At 71.3% G+C, this 26,060-nt stretch carries 22 protein-coding genes; 3 read left to right on the forward strand and 19 right to left on the reverse strand.

Annotated features, from left to right (window positions below; genetic code table 11):
- Positions 1 to 8: 8 nt before the first annotated feature.
- Positions 9 to 1,052 carry a sugar-binding domain-containing protein gene (locus ACIRP7_RS15315; RefSeq protein ID WP_352389952.1) on the reverse strand — a complete coding sequence of 348 codons (1,044 nt, stop codon included), beginning with the start codon at positions 1,050 to 1,052 and terminating at the stop codon, positions 9 to 11.
- Between the two features lie 78 nt (positions 1,053 to 1,130).
- On the reverse strand, positions 1,131 to 1,817 hold the full coding sequence (rpe, locus tag ACIRP7_RS15320; protein WP_007380668.1) for a ribulose-phosphate 3-epimerase: 687 nt from the start codon (positions 1,815 to 1,817) through the stop codon (positions 1,131 to 1,133).
- A 134-nt stretch (positions 1,818 to 1,951) separates the two neighbouring features.
- Here rpe and ACIRP7_RS15325 point away from each other — a divergent pair, with 134 nt between their 5' ends.
- Positions 1,952 to 4,108: an MMPL family transporter gene (locus tag ACIRP7_RS15325; protein ID WP_403658558.1), complete on the forward strand. Its 2,157-nt coding sequence runs from the start codon at positions 1,952 to 1,954 to the stop codon at positions 4,106 to 4,108.
- Position 4,109: 1 nt separating this feature from the next.
- On the opposite strand, the gene ACIRP7_RS15330 is transcribed toward ACIRP7_RS15325, so the two are convergent.
- Positions 4,110 to 5,528 carry an RsmB/NOP family class I SAM-dependent RNA methyltransferase gene (locus tag ACIRP7_RS15330; protein WP_403658561.1) on the reverse strand — a complete coding sequence of 473 codons (1,419 nt, stop codon included), beginning with the start codon at positions 5,526 to 5,528 and terminating at the stop codon, positions 4,110 to 4,112.
- Positions 5,529 to 5,960: 432 nt separating this feature from the next.
- Entirely contained in the window at positions 5,961 to 6,893 is a 933-nt protein-coding gene (gene fmt / locus ACIRP7_RS15335; RefSeq protein WP_403658564.1) for a methionyl-tRNA formyltransferase, read from the reverse strand.
- Between the two features lie 268 nt (positions 6,894 to 7,161).
- Here fmt and ACIRP7_RS15340 point away from each other — a divergent pair, with 268 nt between their 5' ends.
- Positions 7,162 to 7,713: a hypothetical protein gene (locus ACIRP7_RS15340; protein WP_352389957.1), complete on the forward strand. Its 552-nt coding sequence runs from the start codon at positions 7,162 to 7,164 to the stop codon at positions 7,711 to 7,713.
- Between the two features lie 182 nt (positions 7,714 to 7,895).
- On the opposite strand, the gene ACIRP7_RS15345 is transcribed toward ACIRP7_RS15340, so the two are convergent.
- From ACIRP7_RS15345 to pyrR, 14 genes are all read right to left on the reverse strand, one after another.
- The gene (locus tag ACIRP7_RS15345; protein ID WP_403658567.1) at positions 7,896 to 10,058 is read right to left on the reverse strand and encodes a primosomal protein N'; all 2,163 of its coding nucleotides are present in this window, start codon (positions 10,056 to 10,058) and stop codon (positions 7,896 to 7,898) included.
- A 141-nt stretch (positions 10,059 to 10,199) separates the two neighbouring features.
- Positions 10,200 to 11,408, reverse strand: a complete 1,209-nt coding sequence (gene metK, locus ACIRP7_RS15350; protein WP_403658570.1) for a methionine adenosyltransferase — start codon at positions 11,406 to 11,408, stop codon at positions 10,200 to 10,202.
- 240 nt (positions 11,409 to 11,648) lie between these two features.
- Complete coding sequence (gene coaBC / locus ACIRP7_RS15355) at positions 11,649 to 12,851, reverse strand: bifunctional phosphopantothenoylcysteine decarboxylase/phosphopantothenate--cysteine ligase CoaBC (protein ID WP_403658573.1); 1,203 nt, start codon at positions 12,849 to 12,851, stop codon at positions 11,649 to 11,651.
- Positions 12,852 to 12,977: 126 nt separating this feature from the next.
- Complete coding sequence (gene rpoZ, locus ACIRP7_RS15360; protein ID WP_003988945.1) at positions 12,978 to 13,250, reverse strand: DNA-directed RNA polymerase subunit omega; 273 nt, start codon at positions 13,248 to 13,250, stop codon at positions 12,978 to 12,980.
- 65 nt (positions 13,251 to 13,315) lie between these two features.
- Entirely contained in the window at positions 13,316 to 13,909 is a 594-nt protein-coding gene (gmk, locus tag ACIRP7_RS15365) for a guanylate kinase (protein WP_403658576.1), read from the reverse strand.
- Positions 13,910 to 13,968: 59 nt separating this feature from the next.
- Positions 13,969 to 14,292, reverse strand: a complete 324-nt coding sequence (locus ACIRP7_RS15370; RefSeq protein WP_003977346.1) for an integration host factor — start codon at positions 14,290 to 14,292, stop codon at positions 13,969 to 13,971.
- A 278-nt stretch (positions 14,293 to 14,570) separates the two neighbouring features.
- A complete protein-coding gene (gene pyrF / locus ACIRP7_RS15375) occupies positions 14,571 to 15,410 on the reverse strand; it encodes an orotidine-5'-phosphate decarboxylase (RefSeq protein WP_403658579.1) in 840 nt (279 codons plus the stop codon).
- On the reverse strand, positions 15,407 to 16,516 hold the full coding sequence (locus ACIRP7_RS15380) for a quinone-dependent dihydroorotate dehydrogenase (protein WP_403658582.1): 1,110 nt from the start codon (positions 16,514 to 16,516) through the stop codon (positions 15,407 to 15,409). The genes pyrF and ACIRP7_RS15380 overlap by 4 nt, the downstream gene beginning before the upstream one ends.
- A gap of 51 nt (positions 16,517 to 16,567) precedes the next feature.
- Positions 16,568 to 19,876, reverse strand: coding sequence for a carbamoyl-phosphate synthase large subunit (carB, locus tag ACIRP7_RS15385; protein ID WP_403658585.1), 3,309 nt, complete (start codon positions 19,874 to 19,876; stop codon positions 16,568 to 16,570).
- Positions 19,869 to 21,026: a glutamine-hydrolyzing carbamoyl-phosphate synthase small subunit gene (gene carA, locus ACIRP7_RS15390; RefSeq protein ID WP_403658588.1), complete on the reverse strand. Its 1,158-nt coding sequence runs from the start codon at positions 21,024 to 21,026 to the stop codon at positions 19,869 to 19,871. The genes carB and carA overlap by 8 nt, the downstream gene beginning before the upstream one ends.
- Positions 21,023 to 21,601 carry a hypothetical protein gene (locus ACIRP7_RS15395; protein ID WP_352389966.1) on the reverse strand — a complete coding sequence of 193 codons (579 nt, stop codon included), beginning with the start codon at positions 21,599 to 21,601 and terminating at the stop codon, positions 21,023 to 21,025. The genes carA and ACIRP7_RS15395 overlap by 4 nt, the downstream gene beginning before the upstream one ends.
- Entirely contained in the window at positions 21,598 to 22,884 is a 1,287-nt protein-coding gene (locus ACIRP7_RS15400; protein ID WP_403658591.1) for a dihydroorotase, read from the reverse strand. Before ACIRP7_RS15400 ends, ACIRP7_RS15395 begins: the two co-directional genes overlap by 4 nt.
- Before the next feature lie 5 nt (positions 22,885 to 22,889).
- Entirely contained in the window at positions 22,890 to 23,867 is a 978-nt protein-coding gene (locus ACIRP7_RS15405; protein ID WP_403658594.1) for an aspartate carbamoyltransferase catalytic subunit, read from the reverse strand.
- Between the two features lie 85 nt (positions 23,868 to 23,952).
- Positions 23,953 to 24,525, reverse strand: coding sequence for a bifunctional pyr operon transcriptional regulator/uracil phosphoribosyltransferase PyrR (pyrR, locus tag ACIRP7_RS15410; RefSeq protein ID WP_403658597.1), 573 nt, complete (start codon positions 24,523 to 24,525; stop codon positions 23,953 to 23,955).
- Between the two features lie 253 nt (positions 24,526 to 24,778).
- On the opposite strand from pyrR, the gene bldD reads away from it, so the two are divergent.
- A complete protein-coding gene (gene bldD, locus ACIRP7_RS15415; protein WP_003956405.1) occupies positions 24,779 to 25,279 on the forward strand; it encodes a transcriptional regulator BldD in 501 nt (166 codons plus the stop codon).
- Positions 25,280 to 25,630: 351 nt separating this feature from the next.
- Here the strand turns inward: bldD and nusB are convergent, their stop codons facing one another.
- Positions 25,631 to 26,059 carry a transcription antitermination factor NusB gene (gene nusB, locus ACIRP7_RS15420; protein WP_352389970.1) on the reverse strand — a complete coding sequence of 143 codons (429 nt, stop codon included), beginning with the start codon at positions 26,057 to 26,059 and terminating at the stop codon, positions 25,631 to 25,633.
- Position 26,060 lies beyond the last annotated feature (1 nt).

Here is a 26,060-nt window from a genome sequence, read left to right on the forward strand (position 1 = left end):
ACCTTCCGTCAGGGCCCGTCCGGGTCGGCCCTGTTGAGCGCCGGCTTCGGCGTCGTCCCCGCCGTCATCAGGTAGTCCGCGGCGGAGGTGTCCGTCACCAGGCTGGTGACGAGTCCGGACCGCAGCACGGCGTCGATCGCGGCCCCCTTCCGCTGCCCGCCCGCGATCGCGACGACCTCGGGGATACGGCGGAGCTGCTCGGTCTTGACGGTGATGCACCGCTCCCCCAGGTCCCGTCCGACCCGGCGGCCCTCTGCGTCGAAGAGGTGCGCGGACATCTCGGCGGCGACACCGAGGGAAGCGTAGTGCGCCCGCTCCTCGTCGCTGAGCATGTCGTGCACCGTCGAGATGCCCGGCTCCCAGGAGCCGATGGAGACACAGGCGACCGTGACCTTGTCGAAGTACTCGAAGGCCCGGGCGATGCCGGTCTGGTGGCGCAGCGCCTGCGCGGTGGCCGCGTCCGGCAGCAGCATCGGCGCGTAGATGGGGTGGGCGTCCCCGCCGGACACCTGGGCGGCCCGCCGCACCGCCTCCACCGAACCCCGCTCGGCGGTCCCGGCGTCGTACACCCCCGTCAGCTGCACCACGGTGCACGGCGGGAGCCGGTCGAGGGCGGCCGCCATGTGGATGGTGGAACGGCCCCAGGCCAGGCCCAGGATGGCACCCTCGTCGACCAGCTCGCCGAGCAGGTCGGCGGCCACTTCTCCCAGGTTCTCGGGGTCGGGCGAGTCCTGGGCCTCGGCCGGGGACTCGACCACGACGGCGTGCCTGAGGCCGTAGCGGGCGCGGAGCGCGTCGGAGCGCTCGGCGTCCAGCTCGGCCGGCACGCGGATCTCGATCCGCACGAGATCCCGTTCGAGAGCGGTCTCCAGGACCCGGGCCACCTTGAAGCGGCTGACGCCGAACTCCTCCGCGATCTGGATCTTGGATTTGCCCTCGAGGTAGAAGCGGCGGGCCATGGCCGCCGCCTGCACCAGCTCAGCGGGTCCCATCCGCATGGCTGACCGGCCAGCCGACATACCCGACACGGCGATCTCCTCACTGCTGTTCACACTCTGGATTCGCCGTTCATCCTTGCAGATCCGGCGCACTTGATCAGCCCTGATGGGAGCCGTTCACGTTCCTGACGCTCAGTGGTCGCACGCCCACGAGGCCTTCGCGGTCGCCCCCTCCGCCTGGTTGCGCAATGCACGTACCGCCTCGGCCGGGTCGGACGCCCCGTACACCGCCGACCCGGCGACGAAGACGTCGGCGCCGGCGTCCGCGCAGCGCTCGATGGTGGAGGCCGAAACGCCGCCGTCGACCTGGAGCCACAGCTCAAGACCGTGCTTGCTGATCAACTCGCGGGTCCGGCGAATCTTGGGGAGCATGATGTCGAGGAACGCCTGTCCCCCGAAACCGGGCTCGACGGTCATGATCAGCAGCATGTCGAGCTCGGGGAGCAGGTCCTCGTACGGCTCGATGGGCGTCGCGGGCTTCAGCGCCATGGAGGCGCGGGCGCCCTTGGCGCGGATCTCCCGGGCGAGCCGGACCGGAGCGGCGGCCGCTTCCACATGGAAGGTGACGGAGGAGGCCCCCGCCTCTACGTACTGGGGCGCCCAGCGATCGGGGGCCTCGATCATCAGATGGCAGTCCAGCGGGGTGTCCGTCGCACGGGCCAGAGACTCTACGACCGGCACACCGAGCGTGAGGTTCGGGACGAAATGGTTGTCCATCACGTCGACGTGGAGCCAGTCGGCTCCCTCGACCGCCTTCGCCTCGTCCGCAAGGCGGGCGAAGTCGGCGGACAGGATGCTGGGGTTGATCTGCGCGGCCATGCCCCAAGCCTCCCATGCCCGCGGGCGAACGGGCGCGCCGGTCCAGACCTCAGCCGTTCATCCGATGTTGTGAACGGGCCGCCCGTGTCATGCTGGGCGGCCGGTCGGCTCGACAGATGGCACCAGGGGTGGCCATGAGCGGAAATCGGGGCATCGCGCATCTCGTCTGCGGACGCCGTGCCAAGTGGCTGGTGCTGGCCCTGTGGCTGGTGCTGCTCTTCCTGACGGCGCCCCTCGCCTCCAAGCTCACCGACGCCCAGGACAACGACGCGGCCTCCTGGCTGCCCGGCTCCGCGGAGTCGACCCAGGTCCTGCAGCTCTCCGACGACTTCCGGCCGGAGCAGATCCCCGCGGTCGTCGTCTACGCGCGCGACAGCGGCCTCACGGCGCAGGAGCGGGTCGCGATCGCCAAGGACGCGGCCGAGATCAAGCGGCTCACGGCCCACGGCATCCGCGGCTCGGAGAGCCGGGGCCCGGTCTACGACCGGCAGGGCGACCCGCGCGCGGCCCAGATCCTCGTCCCGATCACCATGGACGCGAAGGGCTGGAAGGAGATCGCGCCCGCGGTCGACTCCATCCGGGACGTCGTGGGCAAGGGCGGCGACGGCCTCGCCGTGCACATCACCGGCCCGGGCGGCACCTCCGCGGACTTCTCGAAGGCCTTCGAGGGCATCGACTCGACGCTGCTGCTGTCGGCGATGGGCGTCGTGATCGTCATGCTGCTCATCACCTATCGCAGCCCCACCCTGCTCCTGATCCCGCTGCTCTCGGTGGTCGCCGCGCTGTTCACCGCCCAGGCCTTCGTCTACCTGCTCGCCGAGTACGCGGGCCTGACGGTCAACGGCCAGAGCGCGGGCATCCTGACCGTGCTCGTCTTCGGCGCGGGGACCGACTATGCCCTGTTGCTGGTCGCCCGCTACCGGGAGGAACTGCACCACCACGAGGACCGCCACGAGGCGATGGCCCTCGCCCTGCACCGCGCGGGCCCGGCAGTACTCGCCTCCGGCGCGACCGTCGTCCTGAGCATGCTGGTCCTGCTGGCCGCCGAGATGAACTCGACCCGCGGCCTCGGCCCGGTCGCCGCGATCGGTGTCGCGGTCGCCCTGCTGGCCATGATGACCCTGTTCCCGGCCCTGCTGGTGATCTTCGGCCGCTGGATGTTCTGGCCGGCGATCCCACGCTTCGGCGACCCGGACCGCATCGAGACCGGCCTCTGGGCCCGCGCCGGCCGCCGTATGGCCCTCCGCCCCCGGATGGTCTGGAGCGCCACGGCCGCGGCCCTCGTGATCTGCTCGCTCGGCCTGATCCAGCTGCGCGCCCAAGGCATCGGCAATGCCGACGCGTTCACCGGGAAACCGGACTCGATCGTCGGCCAGGAGGTGTCCGCGAAGTACTTCCCCGCGGGCAGCGGCGATCCCCTGGTCGTCGTCAGCAACCAGGCCCAGGCACGACAGGTCGGCGAGGCGGTCGCGGGAACCCGGGGAGTCGTGCCCGAGTCCCTGGGCCTGCCACCGGGCACGAAACCGTCGCACGAGGGCAAGGTCCTCTTCGAGGCGACGATGACCGCGCCGGCCGACAGCGAGGCCGCGAAACAGACGGTGGAGCGGGTCCGGGACGCCGTCCACGCGGTCCCGGACGCCGACGCCCAGGTCGGCGGCGGTACGGCCGCGCTGCTGGACATGGACCGGGCGACCACGCACGACAACATCCTGATCATTCCGCTGGTGCTGGTCGTGGTGATGCTGATCCTGTGCGCCCTGCTGCGCGCCCTGATCGCCCCGTTGCTGCTGATCGGGACGGTGATCCTGTCCTTCACAGCGGCCCTGGGCATCAGCGCCCTGGCCTTCCGCCACCTGTTCGACTACGCGGGCGAGGCCACGGACTTCCCACTGTTCGTGTTCGTCTTCCTGGTGGCGCTCGGCATCGACTACAACATCTTCCTGACCACCCGCATCCGCGAGGAGACGGCCCACGGGGGCACCCGCGCGGGCGTGGTCACGGGTCTGGCCGCGACCGGCGCGGTCATCACCTCCGCCGGTCTGGTCCTGGCCGGCACCTTCGCCGCTCTCGGCACCCTCCCGATGGTCGCCTTCGCGGAGATCGGCTTCACGGTGGCGCTGGGCGTCCTGCTGGACACGTTCATCGTGCGGTCGGTGCTGGTCACGTCCTTGTTCCTGGACGTGGGGCCGAGGGTGTGGTGGCCACACCGCCTGTCCAGGGAGGAGGAGACCCACCCAGGGGCGCGGGGAACCGCGCGACCGGCCACGACGGCGCCGCAGACGCGCGACTAGATCATCCGGTCCTGCGGATGACCGCCATATACATCGCATCGGTCCCGTGCACATGCGGCCACAACTGAACGTCCGGCCCCTCCCCCAGCTCCGGCACGCCGGGGAACAACGGCCGCGCGTCGACAAGTTCGGCGGCCGGCCACTGCTTGAGCACGTCCTCGACAACGGCCCGCGTCTCCGCGAGATGAGGCGAACAGGTCGCGTACCCCACGACGCCGCCCACCCGGACGGAGTCCATCGCGGTGCTCAACAGCGCCCGCTGCAAGGGCCCGAAGCCCTCCAGGTCCTCGGGCCGACGCCGCCACCGGGCCTCCGGGCGCCGCCGCAGCGCGCCGAGCCCCGTGCACGGCACGTCCATCAGGACCCGGTCGAAACTCCCCGGCTGCCACGGCGGCCGGGTCCCGTCCGCGGCGATGACCTGGTACGGCCCGGGATTTCCGGCGAGCGCCCTGGCGACGAGCCCGGCCCGGTGCGGCTGCTTCTCGGAGGCGAGCAGCATGGCCCCGCGCTCGGCGGCGAGCGCGGCGAGCAACGCGGCCTTGCCGCCGGGTCCCGCACACCCGTCGAGCCACTTCTCGTCCCGCCCGTCGAGAGGCGCGTTCGCCAGCGCCACAGCGACGAGCTGACTGCCCTCGTCCTGCACGCCGGCCCGGCCCTCCCGTACGGCGTCGACGGCCCCGGGCTCACCGCCCTCGGACAGCCGTACGGCATACGGCGACCAGCGCCCCGCCACGGCCGACTCCTCGCGCAGCAGTTCCTCGGCGGTGGACCGCCCCGGCCGGGCGACGAGGGTCACCTCGGGCCGTTCGTTGTCGGCCGCCAGCAGCCGCTCGATGCCGGCCCGCCCGCCGCCGAGGGAGTCCCACAGCGCGGAGACGACCCAGCGGGGGTGGGAGTGGACGACGGCGAGATGGTCCTCGGGATCGTCGTCGTAGGGCGGAGCGACCTTGGCGATCCACCCGTCGAGGTCGTCCTGCGCGATCTTCCGCAGCACGGCGTTGACGAACTTGGCCCGTCCGTCCCCGAGCACGACCCGCGCGAGCTCGACGGAGGCGGACACGGCGGCGTGCGTCGGGATGCGCGTCCCGAGCAGTTGATGCGCCCCGAGGCTCAGGACGTCGAGCACCGGCGGGTCGACCTCGCGCAGCGGCCGGTCGACGCACTCCGCGATGATCGCGTCGTACGTCCCCTGCCGGCGCAGCGTCCCGTACACCAGCTCGGTGGCGAGGGCCGCGTCCCGCGCCTCGAAGCCGCCCTTCTCCCGTGCCTTCCTGAGCAGCGGCGGCAGGACGAGGTTGGCGTACGCGTCCCGCTCGTCCACGGCCCGCAGCGCCTCGAAGGCGAGGAAGCGGACGGGGTCCTTCTGGGGCCGACGGTAGGGCTTGCCGGGCTTGTGGGGCCGACGGGGCTGGTCGCTCACGAAAAAGGTGCTCCGGGTTCAAGGTCTGGATACGCCCCAAGAATACGTCCGCCGAGGACCAGGTGACCCTTCGAGGGGGCCGGGTGATCCCGGGACCGGGGCGTCACTCGCCGCAGACGCGGCACGGCCGATCCGACCGCGCCGCACCGTCTCGTCACGTGCTCACGCGGACGACCGGACCGGCGACCACCGCCCGCACGTCGAGCCCGCCTCTGCGGTGCCCTGACAACCACCACCACACCGACCGTCTCCCGCCCTCACAGACACCGCAGGAGCCCCGGGCACCGGCGGACCCCACACGCCGGAAGACCGAGCCGCCAGCACCCCGGCGACTTGCCACCACGCCCCCGCCTTCACGCACCCTGCCGACCGCACAGGCACCCCGGAAACCCACGCACCGGCCGACAGCGCCGCCGCCCGACCGAACCTGCCTCACTCGCCGACGGTCTCCCCGTCGGAGATCCTCACGCCCCGCGCCCAGTCCGCGGCCTTCATCGGCTTCTTGCCCTGGGCCTGCACCCACAGCAGCTCCAGGCCGTGCGACCCGGTACCGACGTGGACGCTGTTCTTGCCGACCGAGAGCGCGCCGGGGGCGAGATCCGTACGGTCGGGAACCGGCTGGACCTGGATGAGCTTGAGCCGCTCGCCGCGGAAGGTCGTCCAGGCACCGGGCGACGGGTGGCACCCGCGCACGACACGGTCCACCCGCAGCGCGGGCGCCGCCCAGTCGACCCGCGCGTCCTCGACGGTGATCTTCGGCGCGACGGTGATGCCCTCGGACGGCTGCGGTACGGCCTTCAGCGTGCCGTCCGCGATGCCGTCCATGGTCGCGCCGAGCAGCCCCGCTCCGGCGAAGGCGAGCCGGGTCAGCAGGTCACCGCTGGTGTCGGTGTGCCGGATCTCCTCGGTGACGGTGCCGTAGACGGGCCCGGAGTCCAGCCCCTCCTCGATGAGGAAGGTCGAGGCGCCCGTGATCTCGTCCCCCGCCATGATGGCGTGCTGCACGGGAGCGGCCCCACGCCAGGCCGGCAGCAGCGAGAAGTGCAGGTTGACCCAGCCGTGCGCGGGGATGTCGAGGGCGACGCGCGGCAGGAGGGCGCCGTAGGCGACGACGGGGCAGCAGTCCGGGGCGATCTCGCGAAGCCGCTCGAGGAACTCCGGATCCCGCGGCTTGACGGGCTTCAGCACCTCGATGCCCGCCTCCTCGGCCCGCTGCGCGACCTGGCTCGCGACCAGCCTGCGCCCCCGCCCCGCCGGCGCGTCCGGCCGCGTGACGACGGCGGCGACCTCATGCCGCCCGGAGGCGATGAGAGCGTCCAGAGCGGGAACGGCGACCTCGGGGGTACCGGCGAAGACGAGCTTCATGAGTGGGCAGGGCCTCTCGGACGGATGACGACGGGCAACGCACAAGTCTATGGCGGGGCTCGACCGCCGCACGGCCGCGGAGGGCCTGGCACGCGCGACCCGCCCCCCCGGCCAAGGCGCGAGCCCCCCGCCCCCGGCGCACGAATATGCCTGTACGCCCCCACTGCGTGACCAGCGGAGCGTAAACGCGTTGGTCAAGAAAGAGTTGACCACAACGGGCCGCGATTGCGGCCCCATCCTTTTCAACGCCGGTTCGAGAGGCTTGTTCATGGCCGACCACGCAACCCACGACGCCCAGGCTCGGGCAAGCCTGCACTTGCTGGTGCGGGACATCGAGCGGGTCCGCCGGCAGGTGGACGCACTGCGCACCCTGACCGCTCAACTGGGCAACGTCTACCGCCCGCGCCGCTCCGGTCCCTCCACGGGATTCGTCGTCTACGGACGCGCCCCCGCTCCCACGGTCCGTCTCGCACAGGAACTGCGGGACAGCGTCGAGACCCTGGTGACGGCCGCGGTCGACTTCGACCGCTCGCTCGGCTTCTCGTGGGACGCGGTGGGCTCCGCCCTCGGCGTCACCAAGCAGGCGGTCCACCGTCGTTACGGCGCCCGCCGCGCCGCGGCCCAGGCGACAGCCGACGCCGAGCGCGCCACGGAGACGTCGGGGACCCGCACGGTCAGCGTCAACACCGGTATCCCCACGGTGCCGTCGGTCCCCACGGTCCCCGCGGCCCGCTCCATGCCCACCCAGCCCACCGCGGGCAGCCCCACCCTCCGCGAGGAGGCAAGGCCCACAGCCTTCCCCGGCCCCCGCAACGGCTGACCCGTCCCCTCTCTGCCCTCCCACCCCACGACCGGGAGGGCAGACGCATGTCCGCTCTCGCCGGCTGCGGCCGCCATGGTGGATACGGCCGTGTCCCGGCGGTGAGCCGACACCGCGTAGCCCCTCCGCCGACCACGAAACAGTCCGCCCGCCCTTCCACACCCCGCGCCCACCCGCATCTGTCACCCGATGTCAGGCGGATCGATCCGCACCCAGACCGCCCCCTCGCCCCCGCTCCCCCCACCGCGAGCCATCCGCGAAGCCTGCGCGGCCTTGAGCGAGGCCGCCAACACGCCCCCCTTCCCCGGCGGAACCCGGACGAGCACCCGCTCCCACCGCTCCCCGGCCGGTGGCGCCCCCAGCCTCCGAGGCCCCCCCGCCACCGTCACCGGCAAGGGCACAGGTCCCAGCACCTCCGCCTCACCCGGAAGTTCCAGAGCCGCGAGAAACTCGGCGAGGGCTTCCCCGGTCCCCGACACCGCGGCCATCCGCGACACCGGCGGAAACCCCAACTCGGCCCGCTCCCCCAGCTCCCGCACGGCATGCCCCACCGGGTCCCAGCGCACCAACGCCTGCACCGGCCGCAACGTGGGCTCGGCGACCACCACCACCGTGCCCCCGGCCTCCTGCGCCCGCACCAGCGCCGACGCCGCGATCCAGCGCCGCAGCGCGTCCTCCCCGGCCCGCAGATCAGGCCGCCCGAGCATGGCCCAGCCGTCCAGCAACAGCGCCGCCGCATACCCGCCCTCGGCGACCGGCTCGGCCCCCGGCGTACTCACCACCAGCGCCGGGGCCCCGGGCACGGTGTCCAGCACGTGCTCACGGCCGGACGTCCGCACCGGAACAGCCGGAAAGGCCCGGCCCAGCTCCTCCGCGGTACGCCGGGCCCCCACCACCTGCGCCCGCAACCGGAACCCCCCGCACTCCGGACAGTGCCAGGCCCCCTCCTCACGGCCGCACCACCCGCACCGCAGTGCCGCCCCGGACTCCTGCCCCTCCAACGGTCCGGCGCAGTGCCGACACCGCGCGGGTGCCCGGCAGTTGGCGCAGGCCATCCGCGGCACATACCCCCGGCGCGGCACCTGGACGAGCACCGGTCCGTCCCGCAAGCCCTCCCTGACGGCCTGCCAGGCGAGCGTCGGCAGCCGGGCCGCGCGCGCCGCCTCGTCCCGCGCGAGATCCTGGTCCCCGACCGTCCGCACCAGCGGGGCGACCGCCCGCACCTGTTCCCGCGAGGCCACCAGCGGCCGGGCCCACCCGCTCTCCACGAGCTGCGCGGCCTCCACGGTGCAGCTCCAACTGCCCAGCAGAAAGCCGCACTTGTCCAGTGCGGCCCGCAGCAACAACACCTCGCGCGCGTGCGGCTGCGGGGCGTGCGGCTCACTGTGGCTGTCGTCGCCGTCGTCCCAGAGAGCGACGAGCCCCAGGTCCCGCACCGGCGCGAACATGGCGGCCCGCGTCCCGACCACGGCCCGCACGGCCCCCCGCCGCACGGCCAGCCACTCCCGATACCGCTTCTCGGGCCCGGCATCGGCGGTCAGGACCGCATGCCGCCCCTGCCCCAGCACCGAGGTCAGCGCGGCGTCGACGCGCGCGACGGCTCGGCCGTCCGGCACGACGACGAGCGCTCCCCGCCCCGAGGCCAGGGTCGCGGCGACGGCCCGGGCCAGTTCCTCACTCCACTCCGGGCCCGGCAGGGCGTTCCACACCGCGCGTGGCGCACCGCCCGAGGCCAGCGACTCCAGGAACGCGCCGCCGCGCTCGTACCGCCCCCAGGATCCCGCCTCCGGCGCGGCGGGCGGCGGCAGCGGCTCGGGCGAAGGGCGCTGCTCGGCCCGGGCGCTCCGAGGCGGCACGGCGAGCTGGAGCACATCGGCGAGACTGCCCGCGTACCGGTCGGCGACGGCCCGGGCGAGCCCCAGCAGCTCCTCGCTGAGCACCGGCTCGGGCGAGACGACCTGGGCGAGCGCCGCCAGCGGCCCGGAGTAGTCCGACTCGGCGAGCCGCTCGACCAGGAACCCGTCGATCAGGCCCCCGCCCTCACGCCGTCCTTCCCGGACCCGCCCGCGCCCGGCGCCGAACCGCACCCGCACCCGCACCCCCGGCTGCGCGTCCGCGTCGAGCTCCTCGGGCACGGCGTAGTCGAAGTACCGGTCGAGGTGCAGCACCCCCTTGTCGACCAGCACCCGCGCGACCGGCAGCTCCCTGGCCAGCGCGGCCCCCCGCCATGTCCGCGGCTTGGCCCGGGGCACCTTGGCCTTGCGCACACTCTCCCGAATGAGCGCAAGCTGCTCGGGCTGCGCTCCCTCGGCGCCGCCGTCCACCGACCCGTTCTCGCTGCTCACGCTTGCATTCTTACCAAACCCCACTGACAACCGGCGCCGCCTTGAACCCGCTCGGCCGCACGATCGGGCCCGTGACACGCCGAGGCCCGGCGCCCCGAAGGGACACCGGGCCTCGCGGCACACCGCAGGGGGCTGACGGGCCTACAGACCCGCGGCCTTCCGCAACGCCTCCACGCGGTCCGTCTTCTCCCACGTGAACTCCGGAAGCTCACGGCCGAAGTGGCCGTACGCCGCCGTCAGGGAGTAGATCGGGCGCAGCAGGTCGAGGTCGCGGATGATGGCGGCCGGACGGAGGTCGAAGACCTCGTCGATCGCCTTCTCGATCTTGTCCGCGTCGATCTTCGCGGTGCCGAAGGTCTCGACGAACAGACCCACGGGCTCGGCCTTGCCGATGGCGTAGGCGACCTGGACCTCGCAGCGCGAGGCGAGACCCGCGGCGACGACGTTCTTGGCGACCCAGCGCATCGCGTACGCCGCCGAGCGGTCCACCTTGGACGGGTCCTTGCCGGAGAAGGCGCCGCCGCCGTGGCGGGCCATGCCGCCGTACGTGTCGATGATGATCTTGCGGCCGGTCAGGCCGGCGTCGCCCATCGGGCCGCCGATCTCAAAGCGGCCGGTGGGGTTGACCAGGAGGCGGTAGCTGTCCGTGTCCAGCTTGATGCCCTCGTCCAGGAGCGCCTTGAGCTCCGGCTCCACGACGAACTCGCGGATGTCGGGGGCCAGCAGGGACTCCAGGTCGATGTCGGACGCGTGCTGCGAGGAGACCACGACCGTGTCGAGACGGACGGCCTTGTCGCCGTCGTACTCGATGGTGACCTGCGTCTTGCCGTCCGGGCGCAGGTAGGGGATGGTGCCGTTCTTGCGGACCTCGGACAGGCGCTTGGCCAGCCGGTGCGCCAGGAAGATCGGCAGCGGCATCAGCGTGGGCGTCTCGTCCGTCGCGTAGCCGAACATCAGACCCTGGTCGCCCGCGCCCTGGCGGTCCAGCTCGTCCTCGTCGCCCTCGACCCGGTTCTCGTAGGCGGTGTCGACGCCCTGGGCGATGTCCGGGGACTGCGCGCCGATCGACACCGAGACACCGCAGGAGGCGCCGTCGAAGCCCTTCTTGGAGGAGTCGTAACCGATCTCCAGAATCTTGTCGCGGACCAGCTGGGCGATCGGCGCGTAGGTCTTGGTGGTGACCTCACCGGCCACGTGCACCAGACCGGTGGTGATCAGGGTCTCGACCGCGACCCGGGAGGTCGGGTCCTCCTTGAGGAGCGCGTCGAGGATGGTGTCACTGATCTGGTCAGCGATCTTGTCGGGGTGGCCCTCGGTGACGGACTCCGAGGTGAACAGACGACGGGACACAACGCTCCCTGGGGTTGCAGCGGCTGCTGGCTGATCATTGGCGGACGGGCTCGGGGGCTGCGCCCGGCATCGTCCGAGAACAGTTTATCGGTCGTGCTCGGCCACCGGCCCCCCTGTCTCGCCTCTCGGGAGGGCTGTGACCTGCGGCACGGGCATTGTGCCCAATTCGGAGCGGACTTGGCCAGGGGCGCCACGCCTGTACGGCGGAGGTTCCTGGGGATCGAAAAGCGAATGAAACACTCAGCTCAGCCGCCGCGCCACCAGGTCCCAGACGGTTTCGGCCAAAAACTCCTTCGGGCCGTGCGGTATTGGAGTCTCGCTGCCGTCGGCGCCCAGAACCACCGCCTCGTTCTCCTCCGACCCGAAGGTCTTGCGCTCGCCCACCTCGTTGACGACGAGGAGGTCGCAGCCCTTGCGCTCCAGCTTCGTACGGCCGTTGGCCAGCACGTCGTCGGTCTCCGCGGCGAATCCGACGATCACCTGTCCGGGGCGGGCGCGCTCGGCCGAGATCTCGGCGAGGATGTCCGGATTCCGCACCAGGACGATGGGGTCGGGGTCCCGGCCGTCCTTCTTCTTGATCTTTCCGGCCGCGTACGTCTGCGGCCGGAAGTCCGCGACCGCCGCCGCCATGACGACCGCGTCGGCGTCGGCCGCCGCCTTCAGAACCGCCTCGCGCAACTGCACGGCCGTCCCCACGGGGACGACGTCCACGCCGGCCGGGTCCGGGATGCCGGTGTTCGCCGCGATCAGCGTGACCCGGGCGCCCCGCGCGGCGGCGGTGCGGGCGAGGGCGTACCCCTGCTTGCCGGAGGAGCGGTTGCCGAGGAAGCGGACCGGGTCGAGGGGCTCACGGGTGCCGCCGGCGCTGACGACGACGTGCCGGCCCTTGAGGTCGGGCTCGGTGACACCGCGGGCCAGCACACGACGGCAGACCTCGAAGATCTCGGCGGGGTCCGGCAGCCGGCCCTTGCCGGTGTCGACGCCGGTCAGCCGGCCGACGGCCGGTTCGATCACGAGGGCGCCGCGGCGGCGCAGGGTCGCCACGTTCTCCTGGGTGGCCGGGTGCTCCCACATCTCGGTGTGCATGGCGGGCGCGAAGACGACCGGGCAGCGGGCCGTCAGGAGCGTGTTGGTGAGCAGGTCGTCCGCCAGGCCGTGGGCCGCCTTGGCGAGCATGTCGGCGGTGGCCGGGGCCACGACCACGAGGTCGGCGTGCTGCCCGATGCGGACGTGCGGGACCTCGTGGACGTCGTCCCAGACCTCGGTGGAGACCGGGTGGCCGGACAGGGCGGACCAGGTGGCGGCGCCCACGAAGTGCAGCGCGGAGGCGGTGGGGACGACGCGGACGTCGTGGCCGGACTCCGTGAGTCTTCTCAGCAGCTCGCAGGCCTTGTACGCGGCGATGCCGCCGCTGACCCCCAGCACGACCTTCGGCTTGTCCACCGTCTCTCCCCGTCTCTGATCGGCTCGGCAACGTACGAGTGCGACGTACGGGTCCATCACACACCACAGGCCCGACAGTCGCGCTGCCGGGCCTGTGGATAAGTCAGCGAAAAGCTGAACGTACTACTACTGCGCCGGACCCTCGACGGCCTCGGACGTCAGCAGACCCGCGTTGATCTCGCGGAGGGCGATCGAGAGCGGCTTCTCGTGGACGTGGGTGTCCACCAGCGGACCGACGTACTCAAGCAGGCCCTCGCCGAGCTGCGAGTAGTACGCGTTGATCTGGCGGGCCCGCTTGGCCGCGTAGATCACGAGGCTGTACTTCGAGTCGGTTGCCTCGAGGAGCTCGTCGATCGGCGGGTTGATGATGCCCTCGGGCGCGGAGATGGAAGAGGACACGCTCTACCTTCCGATGGATGGGAAAGAATCAGTGCGAATGATCAAGCCTCAGTGAGCAGGCACGATCACACAACATCCATCAAGGCTAGCAGCTCGCGCGCCACGTCCTCGACGGAGGTGTTGACCAAGGTCACATCGAACTCGGGTTCAGCCGCCAGTTCGATCTTCGCCGCGTCCAGGCGGCGCTCGATCACCTCGGGCGGCTCGGTGCCCCGCCCGGTGAGCCTGCGCACGAGCTCCTCCCAGGAGGGAGGAGCCAGGAACACCAGCTGGGCGTCCGTCATGGACTCACGGACCTGCCGGGCCCCCTGGAGGTCGATCTCCAGGAGGACGGGCTCGCCCGCCTCCAGCCGCTCCAGCACGGCCGCACGCGGCGTGCCGTAGCGGTTGCCGGCGAACTCCGCCCACTCCAGCAGTTCGCCGTTGGCGATCAGCTTGTCCATCTCCTCGTCGGTGACGAAGAAGTACTGGACGCCGTGCTTCTCGCCGGGGCGGGGCCTGCGGGTCGTCGCCGACACCGAGAGCCAGACCTCGGGGTGTTGCTTGCGCATATGGGCGACGACCGTGCTCTTGCCGACCCCCGAGGGGCCGGAGAGCACGGTCAGCCGCGGACGTACGTCCGGGGGCTCGGGGGTCGTCCCCCGGAATGTTGCAGCCATGCAGCGATTATTCCAGCAATCCCGGAGTGCCCGGGACTCCCTTCCCGGAGTGACCCGGTTCAGGAACCGGTGCTGCCGAACTCACGCTCCAGAGAAGCGATCTGGTTGGAGCCGAGGCCGCGCACCCGGCGGCTCTCGGAGATGCCGAGCCGCTCCATGATCTGCTTGGCGCGGACCTTGCCCACGCCCGGCAGGGATTCGAGCAGGGCCGAGACCTTCATCTTCCCGATGACGTCGTTCTCCTGGCCCTGCTTGATGACCTCGTGGAGAGAGGCGCCGGAGTGCTTGAGTCGATTCTTGACCTCGGCCCGCTCCCGGCGAGCCGCGGCGGCCTTTTCGAGCGCGGCTGCGCGCTGTTCAGGGGTAAGGGGCGGAAGAGCCACGCCTACGTCACCTCGGATGTCGAACTGTCGGATACGGACCGGTGAGGAACCTAGTCGCCCCACACCTGGGGAGCCACGAGCAACACGCTCGCCCGTTGACTCTGCGTCGGAGACTAGCGGCCAAGTCCGCCAGAGTCAGCGAGAACAGCGGAAAAGTCCTGGTCAGCCTCCGTCAGGCCGGACATTTCAGACATACTGCCCAGGATTTGAGGATGTATTCAGACTCAAGCGGGTCACGAACCCCTCGTCGAGGACTCGAACGAGAGGTTCGAAAGTCGTCATGCGGTCGGCTGCGCGGCTCGGATCTGCTGCGCGAACCGGTCGGCGGACGCCCGCAGGGCTCCGGCGTCGGGGCCGTGGCGCAGCAGTCCCCGGCTCACGTTCGGGACCACATTGCGGATCGCCGCCCCGAACACCCGGGGAAGATCGGCCGGGGTGGCCCCCTGGGCGCCGACGCCGGGCGCGAGGAGCGGACCGTTGATGTCCAGGTCGTACGACGACAGATCGCCCAGCGTGGCCCCGACGACGGCGCCGAAGGACCCCAGGGGCTCCTCTCCCAAGTTTTCAGCGGCCAGGTGGCCCAGCATGGTCGCGCCGACGTTCCGGCCGTCCACGCGGACGGCGTGCTGGACCTCGCCGCCCTCCGGGTTGGAGGTGAGGGCGAGCACGAACAGACCCGCGCCGCTCTCGCGGGCCAGCGCGATGGCCGGCGAGAGCGAGCCGTAGCCGAGGTACGGCGACACGGTCAGCGCGTCCGAGAACAGCGGGGAGTCCTTGCGCAGGAAGGCCTCGGCGTACGCGGCCATGGTCGAGCCGATGTCGCCGCGCTTGGCGTCCATGAGGACGAGCGCACCGGCCGCACGGGCCTCCTGGACGGTCTTCTCCAGGACGGCGACGCCCCGCGAGCCGAAGCGCTCGAAGAACGCGCTCTGGGGCTTGAACACGGCGACCCGGTCGGACAGCGCCTCGACGACCGTACGGCTGAACCGCTCCAGACCGGCCACGTCGTCGTCCAGGCCCCACTCGGAGAGCAGTGAGGCGTGCGGGTCGATCCCCACGCACAGCGGGCCGCGTTCGTCCATGGCGCGGCGCAGGCGGGCGCCGAAGGGCTCGGTCATGCCGTGACCTTTCTCACGTCGGCGCCGACCGCGTCGGCGAGAGTGGCGTAGGGGCTGGTGCGCAGGCGCGCGGCGAGGCCCTTGTGGATGGCACGGGCCCAGAAGGGGCCCTCGTAGACGAAGGCGCTGTAGCCCTGGACCAGCGTGGCACCCGCCAGGATGCGCTGCCAGGCGTCCTCGGCGTTCTCTACGCCCCCGACGCCCACCAGGGTGATCCGGTCGCCCACGCGCGCGTACAGGCGCCTGAGGACCTCCAGGGAGCGCTGCTTCAGGGGTGCCCCGGAGAGGCCGCCCGTCTCGTTCACCAGGGCGGCTCCGGAGGTCAGACCGAGTCCCTCGCGCGCGATGGTGGTGTTGGTGGCGATGATGCCGTCCAGGCCGAGCTCGACGGCCAGGTCGGCGACCGCGTCGACGTCCTCGTCGGCCAGGTCGGGCGCGATCTTCACCAGGAGCGGGACATGCCGGTGCGCGACGATCCGGTCGGCGGCCTCACGGACGGCGGTCAGGAGCGGACGCAGCACCTCCGTGGCCTGGAGGTTGCGCAGGCCTGGTGTGTTGGGCGACGACACGTTCACGACGAGGTAGTCCGCGAAGGGCGCGAGGCGCTCGGCCGACTTCACGTAGTCGCCGACCGCCTGGGCCTCGGGGACGACCTTGGTCTTGCCGATGTTGACGCCCACGACGGTCTTGAAGACCGGCTCACGGGACGCCAGACGGGCCGCCACGGCCAGCGAGCCCTCGTTGTTGAAGCCCATCCGGTTGATGAGCGCGCGGTCCGGCACCAGGCGGAACAGCCGCTTTCTGGGGTTGCCGGGCTGGGCCTCCCCCGTCACCGTGCCGATCTCGATGTGGTCGAAGCCCAGCATCGCCATGCCGTCGATCGCGACCGCGTTCTTGTCGAAGCCCGCGGCGAGACCGAAGGGGCCGTGCATGCGCAGCCCGAAGGCCTCGGTGCGCAGCTCCTTGTGGCGGGGCGCGAGGGCGGCCGCAAGGAAGGTGCGCAGCACGGGGACGCGGACGGCGAGGCGGATCCACCCGAAGGCCAGGTGATGGGCCTGCTCGGGGTCCAGGCGCTTGAAGACGAGATTGAAGAAGATCTTGTACATGGTGTCCTCACCAAGAGGGGGACACCGTTTCCGGTGTCCCCCTCGGGGCTGCTAGTCGCGGGCCGCGGTCAGGTGCTGCGCATGTTCCTGAAGCGAACGGACGCCCACGTCACCGTGGTTGAGGGCGTCGATGCCCTGGACGGCGGCGGCGAGCGCCTGGACCGTCGTCAGACACGGGACCGACCGCGCCACGGCCGCCGTACGGATCTCGTAGCCGTCGAGGCGGCCGCCGGTGCCGTACGGGGTGTTGACGATCAGGTCGACCTCGCCGTCGTGGATGAGCTGGACGATGGTCTTCTCACCGTTGGGACCGGTGCCCTCGGACTGCTTGCGCACGACGGTGGCGTTGATGCCGTTGCGCTTGAGGACCTCGGCCGTGCCGGAGGTGGCGAGCAGTTCGAAGCCGTGGGCGACGAGCTCGCGCGCCGGGAAGATCATCGAGCGCTTGTCACGGTTGGCGACCGAGATGAACGCGCGCCCCTTGGTGGGCAGCGGACCGTAGGCACCCGCCTGCGACTTGGCGTACGCCGTGCCGAAGACGGAGTCGATGCCCATGACCTCGCCGGTGGAGCGCATCTCCGGGCCGAGGACCGTGTCGACGCCGCGGCCGTGGATGTCGCGGAACCGCGACCACGGCATGACGGCCTCCTTGACGGAGATCGGCGCGTCCAGCGGGAGTTCGCCGCCGTCGCCCTTGGCGGGCAGCAGGCCCTCGGCGCGCAGTTCGGCGACGGTCGCGCCCAGCGAGATCCGGGCGGCGGCCTTGGCGAGCGGCACCGCGGTCGCCTTCGAGGTGAAGGGGACGGTGCGGGACGCGCGCGGGTTGGCTTCGAGGACGTAGAGGATGTCCCCGGCCATCGCGAACTGGATGTTGATCAGGCCCCGGACGCCCACTCCGCGCGCGATGGCCTCCGTGGAGGCCCGCAGCCGCTTGATGTCGAAGCCGCCCAGGGTGATCGGCGGCAGCGCGCACGCCGAGTCGCCGGAGTGGATGCCGGCCTCCTCGATGTGCTCCATCACGCCGCCCAGGTAGAGCTCCTGGCCGTCGTAGAGGGCGTCGACGTCGATCTCGATGGCGTCGTCCAGGAAACGGTCGACCAGGACCGGCCGCGAGGGGCTGATCTCGGTCGACTCGGCGATGTAGGACTCCAGGCGGGTCTCGTCGTAGACGATCTCCATGCCCCGGCCGCCGAGGACGTACGACGGCCGCACGAGGACCGGGTAGCCGATCTCGTCCGCGATGGCCTTGGCGCCGGCGAAGGTGGTGGCGGTGCCGTGCTTGGGGGCCGGAAGGCCCGCCTCGGCGAGGACACGGCCGAAGGCGCCGCGGTCCTCGGCGGCGTGGATCGCCTCGGGCGAGGTGCCCACGACCGGCACGCCGTTGTCCTTGAGCGCCTGCGCCAGGCCCAGCGGGGTCTGGCCGCCGAGCTGCACGATCACGCCCGCGACCGGGCCGGCCTGCTGCTCCGCGTGGACGATCTCCAGGACGTCCTCCAGGGTGAGCGGCTCGAAGTACAGCCGGTCGGAGGTGTCGTAGTCGGTGGAGACGGTCTCCGGGTTGCAGTTGACCATCACCGTCTCGTACCCGGCGTCCGACAGCGCGAAGGACGCGTGCACGCAGGAGTAGTCGAACTCGATGCCCTGGCCGATGCGGTTCGGACCGGAGCCCAGGATGATCACCGCGGGCTTGGTCCGGGGCGCGACCTCGCTCTCCTCGTCGTAGGAGGAGTAGAAGTACGGCGTCTTGGCGGCGAACTCGGCCGCGCAGGTGTCGACCGTCTTGTAGACCGGGCGGACGCCCAGCGCGTGCCGCACCTCGCGCACCACGTCCTCGCGCAGGCCGCGGATCTCGCCGATCTGCTGGTCGGAGAAGCCGTGCCGCTTGGCCTCGGCGAGCAGGTCGGCGTCGAGGCGGTCGGCGGCGGCCAGCTCGTCCGCGATCTCCTTGATCAGGAAGAGCTGGTCGACGAACCAGGGGTCGATCTTCGTGTACTCGAAGACCTCCTCGGGCGTGGCACCCGCGCGGATGGCCTGCATGACGGTGTTGATACGGCCGTCGGTGGGGCGCACGGCCTCCGTCAGGAGGGCGGCCTTGTCGCCGGGCTCGCCCACGAAGGTGAACTGGGAGCCCTTCTTCTCCAGCGAGCGCAGTGCCTTCTGGAAGGCCTCGGTGAAGTTCCGGCCGATCGCCATGGCCTCGCCGACCGACTTCATGGTGGTCGTGAGGGTGGAGTCGGCGGACGGGAACTTCTCGAACGCGAACCGCGGGGCCTTGACCACCACGTAGTCGAGCGTCGGCTCGAAGGAGGCCGGGGTCTGCTCGGTGATGTCGTTCGGGATCTCGTCCAGCGTGTAGCCGACGGCGAGCTTCGCGGCGATCTTGGCGATCGGGAAGCCGGTCGCCTTGGAGGCGAGCGCCGAGGAACGCGACACGCGCGGGTTCATCTCGATGACGATCACGCGGCCGTCCTCGGGGTTCACCGCGAACTGGATGTTGCAGCCGCCGGTGTCGACGCCGACCTCGCGGATGATCGCGATCCCGACGTCGCGCAGTACCTGGTACTCGCGGTCGGTGAGCGTCATGGCCGGCGCGACGGTGATCGAGTCACCGGTGTGCACGCCCATCGGGTCGAAGTTCTCGATGGAGCAGACGACCACGACGTTGTCGTTCTTGTCGCGCATCAGCTCCAGTTCGTACTCCTTCCAGCCGAGGATGGACTCCTCCAGGAGCACCTCGGTGGTCGGCGAGAGCGTGAGTCCCTGTCCCGCGATGCGGCGCAGCTCCTCCTCGTCGTGCGCGAAACCGGAGCCGGCGCCGCCCATGGTGAAGGACGGGCGGACGACGACGGGGTAGCCGCCGAGCTGCTCGACGCCCTTCAGTACGTCGTCCATGGAGTGGCAGATGTAGGACCGGGCGGACTCGCCGTGCCCGATCTTCTCGCGGACGGCCTCGACGACACCCTTGAACAGGTCGCGGTCCTCGCCCTTGTTGATCGCCTCGACGTTGGCGCCGATCAGCTCGACGCCGTACTTCTCCAGCACACCCTGCTCGTGCATGGAGATCGCCGTGTTGAGGGCCGTCTGGCCGCCCAGGGTGGGCAGCAGGGCGTCGGGGCGCTCCTTGGCGATGATCTTCTCGACGAACTCCGGGGTGATCGGCTCGACGTAGGTGGCGTCGGCGATCTCCGGGTCGGTCATGATCGTCGCCGGGTTGGAGTTGACGAGGATGACGCGCAGGCCCTCGGCCTTGAGCACGCGGCATGCCTGGGTACCTGAGTAGTCGAACTCGGCGGCCTGGCCGATGACGATCGGGCCGGAGCCGATGACCAGGACGGACTGGATATCGGTGCGCTTAGGCACGCTGGCCCTCCATCGGAGCTGTGCTCATCAAAGACGTGAAGCGGTCGAACAGATAGGCGGCGTCGTGCGGGCCCGCTGCCGCTTCGGGGTGGTACTGGACGGAGAAGGCCGGCTGGTCGAGCAGCTGGAGTCCCTCCACGACGTTGTCGTTCAGGCAGACGTGCGAGACCTCGACGCGTCCGAACCTGGTCTCGCTGACCTTGTCGAGCGGCGCGTCCACGGCGAAGCCGTGGTTGTGGGCGGTGACCTCGACCTTGCCGGTGGTCCGGTCCTGCACGGGCTGGTTGATGCCCCGGTGGCCGTACTTCAGCTTGTAGGTGCCGAAGCCGAGCGCGCGGCCGAGGATCTGGTTGCCGAAGCAGATGCCGAACAACGGCGTCCGGCGCTCCAGAACGGCGGTCATGAGCGCGACCGGGCCGTCGGCGTTGGCCGGGTCGCCGGGGCCGTTGGAGAAGAAGACCCCGTCGGGAGCGACGGCGTAGACCTCCTCCGGGGTGGCCGTGGCCGGCAGTACGTGCACCTCGATACCGCGCTCGGCCATGCGGTGGGGAGTCATGCCCTTGATGCCGAGGTCGATCGCGGCGACCGTGAACTTCTTCTCGCCGACCGCGGGGACGACGTACGCCTCCTTGGTGGCGACCTCCTCGTACAGCGAGGCGCCCTTCATGTGCGGCTGGGCCTGCACGCGCGCGACGAGCTCCGACTCGGCGGCGATCGCCTCGCCGGAGAAGACCCCGGCGCGCATGGAACCGCGCTCGCGCAGGTGGCGGGTGAGCGCGCGGGTGTCGATGCCGCTGATGCCGACGACGCCCTGCGCGACCAGCTCGTCGTCCAGGGAGCGCTGGGAGCGCCAGTTGGACGGCACCCGCGCGGGGTCGCGCACGACATACCCGGACACCCAGATGCGCCGCGACTCGTCGTCCTCGTCGTTCCAGCCGGTGTTGCCGATCTGCGGGGCGGTCGCGACGACGATCTGGCGGGCGTACGACGGGTCGGTCAGGGTCTCCTGGTAGCCGGTCATGCCGGTGGAGAACACGGCCTCGCCGAAGGTCTCCCCCACGGCCCCGTAGGCACGGCCGCGGAAGATCCGGCCGTCCTCCAGGACGAGTACCGCGGGAGCCTTCGAGGCTCCCCTAGTGGAGGTGGTCATCGTGCGCCTTCCGTTTCCGTCTTGTTGATCATGGAGTTAATGGCGTCGACCCACTCGGTGTGCTCGGCCGCGTGGTCCGAGCGGAACCCCGAGTCGATCAGCCGCTCGCCGTGCGCCCAGGTCACCAGGAGCAGCCCGCCTTCGGTCAGGACCTTGCCGGCGATGCCCTTGCCGAGCACGGCCTCCCGCAGGGCCTCGCGCGGAACGAAGAAGTCGGTGGCTCCGGGTCGTACGACGTCCAGTCCCTTGTCGGTGAGCGTGAGCTCGACCCGGCTGCGGGTGCCCAGGCCGTGCGCCACGATCCGGTCGAGCCACTGCCCCGCGGTGGTGGAGCCGTGGTAGCGGCCGCTCATGCTCAGTCTCGCCGGGCCGGGGTCGTCCGGCACGGTGGGGAGCTCGGGCAGGTCGCCCTGGAGCGTGCCGCGCCACTTCCAGCCCTCGCGCATCAGCCAGTAGACGAGCGCGACGAAGAGGGCGAGGCCGACGAGCCAGCCGATGCGGGCGGCCCAGTCGGTGACCTCGGCCGACTTCTTCTCGGCTGCGAGACCGGCGGCCAGCAGGATTTCAGATGTCACGTGAGCTTCCCGTCGACGAGCGTGGCCCTGCCCCGGAGCCACGTGTGCGTGACACGGCCCGGCAGCTCACGCCCCTCGTACGGAGTGTTGCGGCTGCGCGAGGCGAAGCCCGCGGGGTCCACCGACCCACGGTATTCCGTGTCGACCAGCGTGAGGTTGGCGGGCTCACCAGCCGAGACGGGACGGCCGTGTCCCGTGGCCCGCCCGATGCGGGCGGGCGCGAAGGACATGCGCTCGGCGACCCCGGCCCAGTCGAGGAGCCCGGTGTCCACCATGGTCTCCTGCACCACGGACAACGCGGTCTCCAGGCCCACCATGCCCATGGCGGCGGCGGCCCACTCGCAGTCCTTGTCCTCGTGCGGGTGCGGGGCGTGGTCGGTGGCGACGATGTCGATCGTGCCGTCGGCGAGCGCCTCGCGCAGGGCGAGCACGTCCCGCTCGGTGCGCAGCGGCGGGTTCACCTTGTAGACCGGGTTGTACGACCGCACCAGCTCGTCGGTGAGGAGCAGGTGGTGCGGGGTGACCTCGGCGGTGACGTCGATGCCGCGGGACTTGGCCCAGCGCACGATCTCGACGGACCCGGCGGTCGACAGGTGGCAGATGTGGACGCGGGAGCCGACGTGCTCGGCGAGCAGGACGTCCCGGGCGATGATCGATTCCTCGGCCACCGCGGGCCAGCCCCCGAGCCCCAGCTCGGCGGAGACGACGCCCTCGTTCATCTGGGCGCCCTCGGTCAGCCGCGGCTCCTGCGCGTGCTGGGCGACGACCCCGCCGAAGGCCTTCACGTACTCCAGCGCCCGCCGCATCATCACGGCGTCGTCGACGCACTTGCCGTCGTCGGAGAAGACGGTGACACCGGCGGCCGACTCGTGCATGGCACCCAGTTCGGCGAGCTTCTTGCCCTCCAGGCCGACGGTGACGGCTCCGATGGGCTGCACGTCGCAGTAGCCGTGCTCCTGGCCGAGCCGGTACACCTGCTCGACCACACCGGCGGTGTCGGCGACCGGGAAGGTGTTGGCCATGGCGAACACGGCCGTGTAGCCGCCGGAGGCCGCCGCGCGGGTGCCGGTCAGGACGGTCTCGGAGTCCTCGCGGCCCGGCTCGCGCAGATGGGTGTGCAGGTCGACCAGGCCCGGCAGGAGCAGCTTGCCGGCCGCCTCGACGACCTCGGCGCCCTCGTCCGGGAGCCCGCTGCCGACCGCCTCGACGACCGGGCCGTCGATCAGCACGTCCTGCGGCTCGCCGCCGAGCACCTTCGCACCACGGATCAGGATCTTGCTCATGTGTCTTACTTCTCCTCGATACGGGTGTGGCTCACGGCGGGTTCGTTGCCGCCCAGAAGCAGGTACAGAACGGCCATCCGGATGGAGACTCCGTTTGCGACCTGCTCGACGACGGTGCAGCGGTCGGAGTCGGCGACCTCGGCGGTGATCTCCATGCCGCGGACCATCGGGCCGGGGTGCATGACGATGGCGTGTTGCGGCATCCGCGCCATGCGGTCGCCGTCCAGGCCGTAGCGCCGCGAGTACTCGCGCTCGGTCGGGAAGAACGCGGCGTTCATCCGCTCGCGCTGGACGCGCAGCATCATCACGGCGTCGGACTTGGCGAGCGTGCTGTCGAGGTCGTACGCCACCTGGCAGGGCCAGGTCTCGACGCCGACCGGCACCAGGGTGGGCGGGGCGACGAGGGTGACCTCGGCGCCGAGGGTGTGCAGCAGGTCGACGTTGGAGCGGGCGACGCGGCTGTGCAGGATGTCGCCGACGAGCGTGATGCGCTTGCCGGAGAGGTCCTGGCCGATCCCGGCGTCCCGCCCGACGAGCCGGCGGCGCATGGTGAACGCGTCCAGCAGGGCCTGGGTCGGGTGCTGGTGGGTGCCGTCACCGGCGTTGATGACGGCGGCGTCGATCCAGCCCGAGTTGGCGAGGCGGTACGGCGCCCCCGAGGCTCCGTGCCGGATGACGACGGCGTCGACGCCCATGGCCTCCAGGGTCTGGGCGGTGTCCTTGAGGGACTCGCCCTTGGACACGCTGGAGCCCTTGGCGGTGAAGTTGATGACGTCCGCCGACAGGCGCTTCTCGGCGGCCTCGAAGGAGATACGCGTACGCGTGGAGTCCTCGAAGAACAGGTTGACGATCGTGCGGCCGCGCAGGGTCGGCAGCTTCTTGATCGGCCGGTCGGCGACCCGGGCCATCTCCTCGGCGGTGTCGAGGATCAGGACGGCGTCGTCGCGGGTGAGGTCGGCGGCCGAGATGAGATGACGCTGCATCTGTCAGGCTCCGTAAGGCAGTTCAGGTATCGGGAGGATCCGGGCAGGCGAGGGCGCACCAACAAGTGCCCTCGTACACCTGCTGCTAGGTCTGCTTCACACCGAGCAGAACGGTGTCGCGACCGTCCTCCTCGACGAGCTGGACCTTGACCGTCTCCCGCAACGACGTGGGGAGGTTCTTGCCGACGTAGTCGGCGCGGATGGGCAGTTCGCGGTGGCCTCGGTCGACGAGGACCGCGAGCTGGACCGCGCGGGGGCGCCCGATGTCGTTCAGGGCGTCCAGGGCTGCGCGGATGGTGCGGCCGGAGAAGAGCACGTCGTCGACGAGGACGACCAGGCGGCCGTCGATGCCGTCACCGGGGATCTCGGTGCGGGCCAGCGCACGCGGCGGGTGCATGCGCAGATCGTCGCGGTACATGGTGATGTCGAGTGAACCGACCGGGATGCCGCGGCCGGTGATCTCCTCCAGCTTCGCGGCGAGCCGCTGGGCGAGGAAGACGCCTCGGGTGGGGATGCCGAGGAGTACCACGTCGTCGGCGCCCTTGGCGCGTTCGACGATCTCGTGGGCGATGCGGGTCAGCACGCGTGCGATGTCGGGGCCTTCGAGAACGGGCCGGGCATCGGACGCCTGGATATCGGAAGTGTCCTGCTTGTCCATACGAAACGGACCTCCTTCTCCGCCTCACGGGACGGACCTTAAAGGACGTCGGATTTGCGCCAACCACGGTACCAGGCCCGCAGGAGGCCCCGGATCACCCCCTTGGCCCAATCGGCCACCACTCTCACGGAAGAGTCGGTGTGGACCATTCGGCTTGACGCACAAGAGTCACGCTGCGTAACCTCACAGTGAGTTACCAGACGCGCGGCTCGAAACCATTGCGGCCGCGTCGATCCAGTGTCCGGGGAGCTATATGTCCAGCGAATACGCCAAACAGCTCGGGGCCAAGCTCCGGGCCATCCGCACCCAGCAGGGCCTTTCCCTCCACGGCGTCGAGGAGAAGTCCCAGGGACGCTGGAAGGCGGTCGTGGTCGGTTCGTACGAGCGCGGCGACCGCGCGGTGACCGTGCAGCGTCTTGCCGAGTTGGCGGATTTCTACGGCGTTCCGGTGCAGGAGCTGCTGCCCGGCACCACTCCGGGCGGGGCCGCCGAGCCCCCGCCGAAGCTGGTTCTGGACCTGGAGCGGCTGGCCCACGTCCCGGCCGAGAAGGCCGGCCCCTTGCAGCGCTACGCCGCGACGATCCAGTCCCAGCGCGGTGACTACAACGGCAAGGTGCTCTCGATCCGCCAGGACGACCTGCGCACACTCGCCGTCATCTACGACCAGTCGCCCTCGGTCCTCACCGAGCAGCTGATCAGCTGGGGCGTGCTGGACGCGGACGCGCGTCGCGCGGTGTCCCACGAGGAGAGCTGAGCCGCTCCCAGCCTCAGCAGAAACGTGGGGGGGGGGGGGGGGGGGGGGGGGGGGGGGGGGGGGGGCCCCGCCCGCCCCGGGCGGGGGGGGGGGGGGGGGGGGGGGGGGGGGGGGGGGGGGGGGGCGGGCGCGGGGGCGGGGGGCGCCGGCCCGGGGCGCGGGGGCCCGCCCCCCCCCCCCCGGCCCGCGGGGGGGGGGGGGGGCGGCCGCGCCGGCCGCCCCCCCCCCCCCCCGGCGGCTTTCTGCGGGCCTGGAGGAGCCGCGGGGCCCGGGGGGATGCCTGAGGGCCCACAGCGGTTCGCTGTGGGCCCTCAGGCAAGTTCCTGCCCCGAAGGGCGCGGTGCGGTGGGGCTACTCCCGGCGCAGCGACGGCTTCAGGTCCTTGAGCCGGCCCAGCAGGCCGTTCACGAACGAGGGCGACTCGTCCGTGGAGAACTCCTTGGCCAGCTGCACCATCTCGTCGAGGACCACCGCGTCCGGGGTCTCGTCGGCCCAGATCAGCTCGTGGGCGCCCAGACGCAGGATGTTGCGGTCGACGACCGGCATCCGGTCCAGCGTCCAGCCGACCGAGTACTGCGCGATCAGCTCGTCGATGCGCTGCGCGTGCTCCGCGTAGCCCTCGACCAGCTGCATCGTGTACTCGCTCACCGGCGGCTGCCGGGTGTCTTCCCGGGAAAGCCGGATCCAGTCCGCCAGGACCGTCAGGACATCGACGCCGCGCTGGTCGCCCTCGAAGAGGATCTGGAAGGCGCGCTTGCGGGCCGTGTTGCGGGCAGCCACG

Origin of the sequence: Streptomyces sp. NPDC102270 (genome assembly GCF_044766405.1) — a bacterium.
Taxonomy (GTDB): domain Bacteria; phylum Actinomycetota; class Actinomycetes; order Streptomycetales; family Streptomycetaceae; genus Streptomyces.

Coding starts and splice junctions, on each gene's coding strand:
- rpe (WP_007380668.1), bottom strand. CDS start 1,817: ATGGCCGCGCAGATCAACCCCAGCATCCTGTCCGCCGACTTCGCCCGC.
- ACIRP7_RS15325 (WP_403658558.1), top strand. CDS start 1,952: ATGAGCGGAAATCGGGGCATCGCGCATCTCGTCTGCGGACGCCGTGCC.
- fmt (WP_403658564.1), bottom strand. CDS start 6,893: ATGAAGCTCGTCTTCGCCGGTACCCCCGAGGTCGCCGTTCCCGCTCTG.
- ACIRP7_RS15340 (WP_352389957.1), top strand. CDS start 7,162: ATGGCCGACCACGCAACCCACGACGCCCAGGCTCGGGCAAGCCTGCAC.
- gmk (WP_403658576.1), bottom strand. CDS start 13,909: ATGGCTGCAACATTCCGGGGGACGACCCCCGAGCCCCCGGACGTACGT.
- pyrF (WP_403658579.1), bottom strand. CDS start 15,410: ATGACCGAGCCCTTCGGCGCCCGCCTGCGCCGCGCCATGGACGAACGC.
- ACIRP7_RS15380 (WP_403658582.1), bottom strand. CDS start 16,516: ATGTACAAGATCTTCTTCAATCTCGTCTTCAAGCGCCTGGACCCCGAG.
- carA (WP_403658588.1), bottom strand. CDS start 21,026: ATGACCACCTCCACTAGGGGAGCCTCGAAGGCTCCCGCGGTACTCGTC.
- ACIRP7_RS15400 (WP_403658591.1), bottom strand. CDS start 22,884: ATGAGCAAGATCCTGATCCGTGGTGCGAAGGTGCTCGGCGGCGAGCCG.
- ACIRP7_RS15405 (WP_403658594.1), bottom strand. CDS start 23,867: ATGCAGCGTCATCTCATCTCGGCCGCCGACCTCACCCGCGACGACGCC.
- pyrR (WP_403658597.1), bottom strand. CDS start 24,525: ATGGACAAGCAGGACACTTCCGATATCCAGGCGTCCGATGCCCGGCCC.
- bldD (WP_003956405.1), top strand. CDS start 24,779: ATGTCCAGCGAATACGCCAAACAGCTCGGGGCCAAGCTCCGGGCCATC.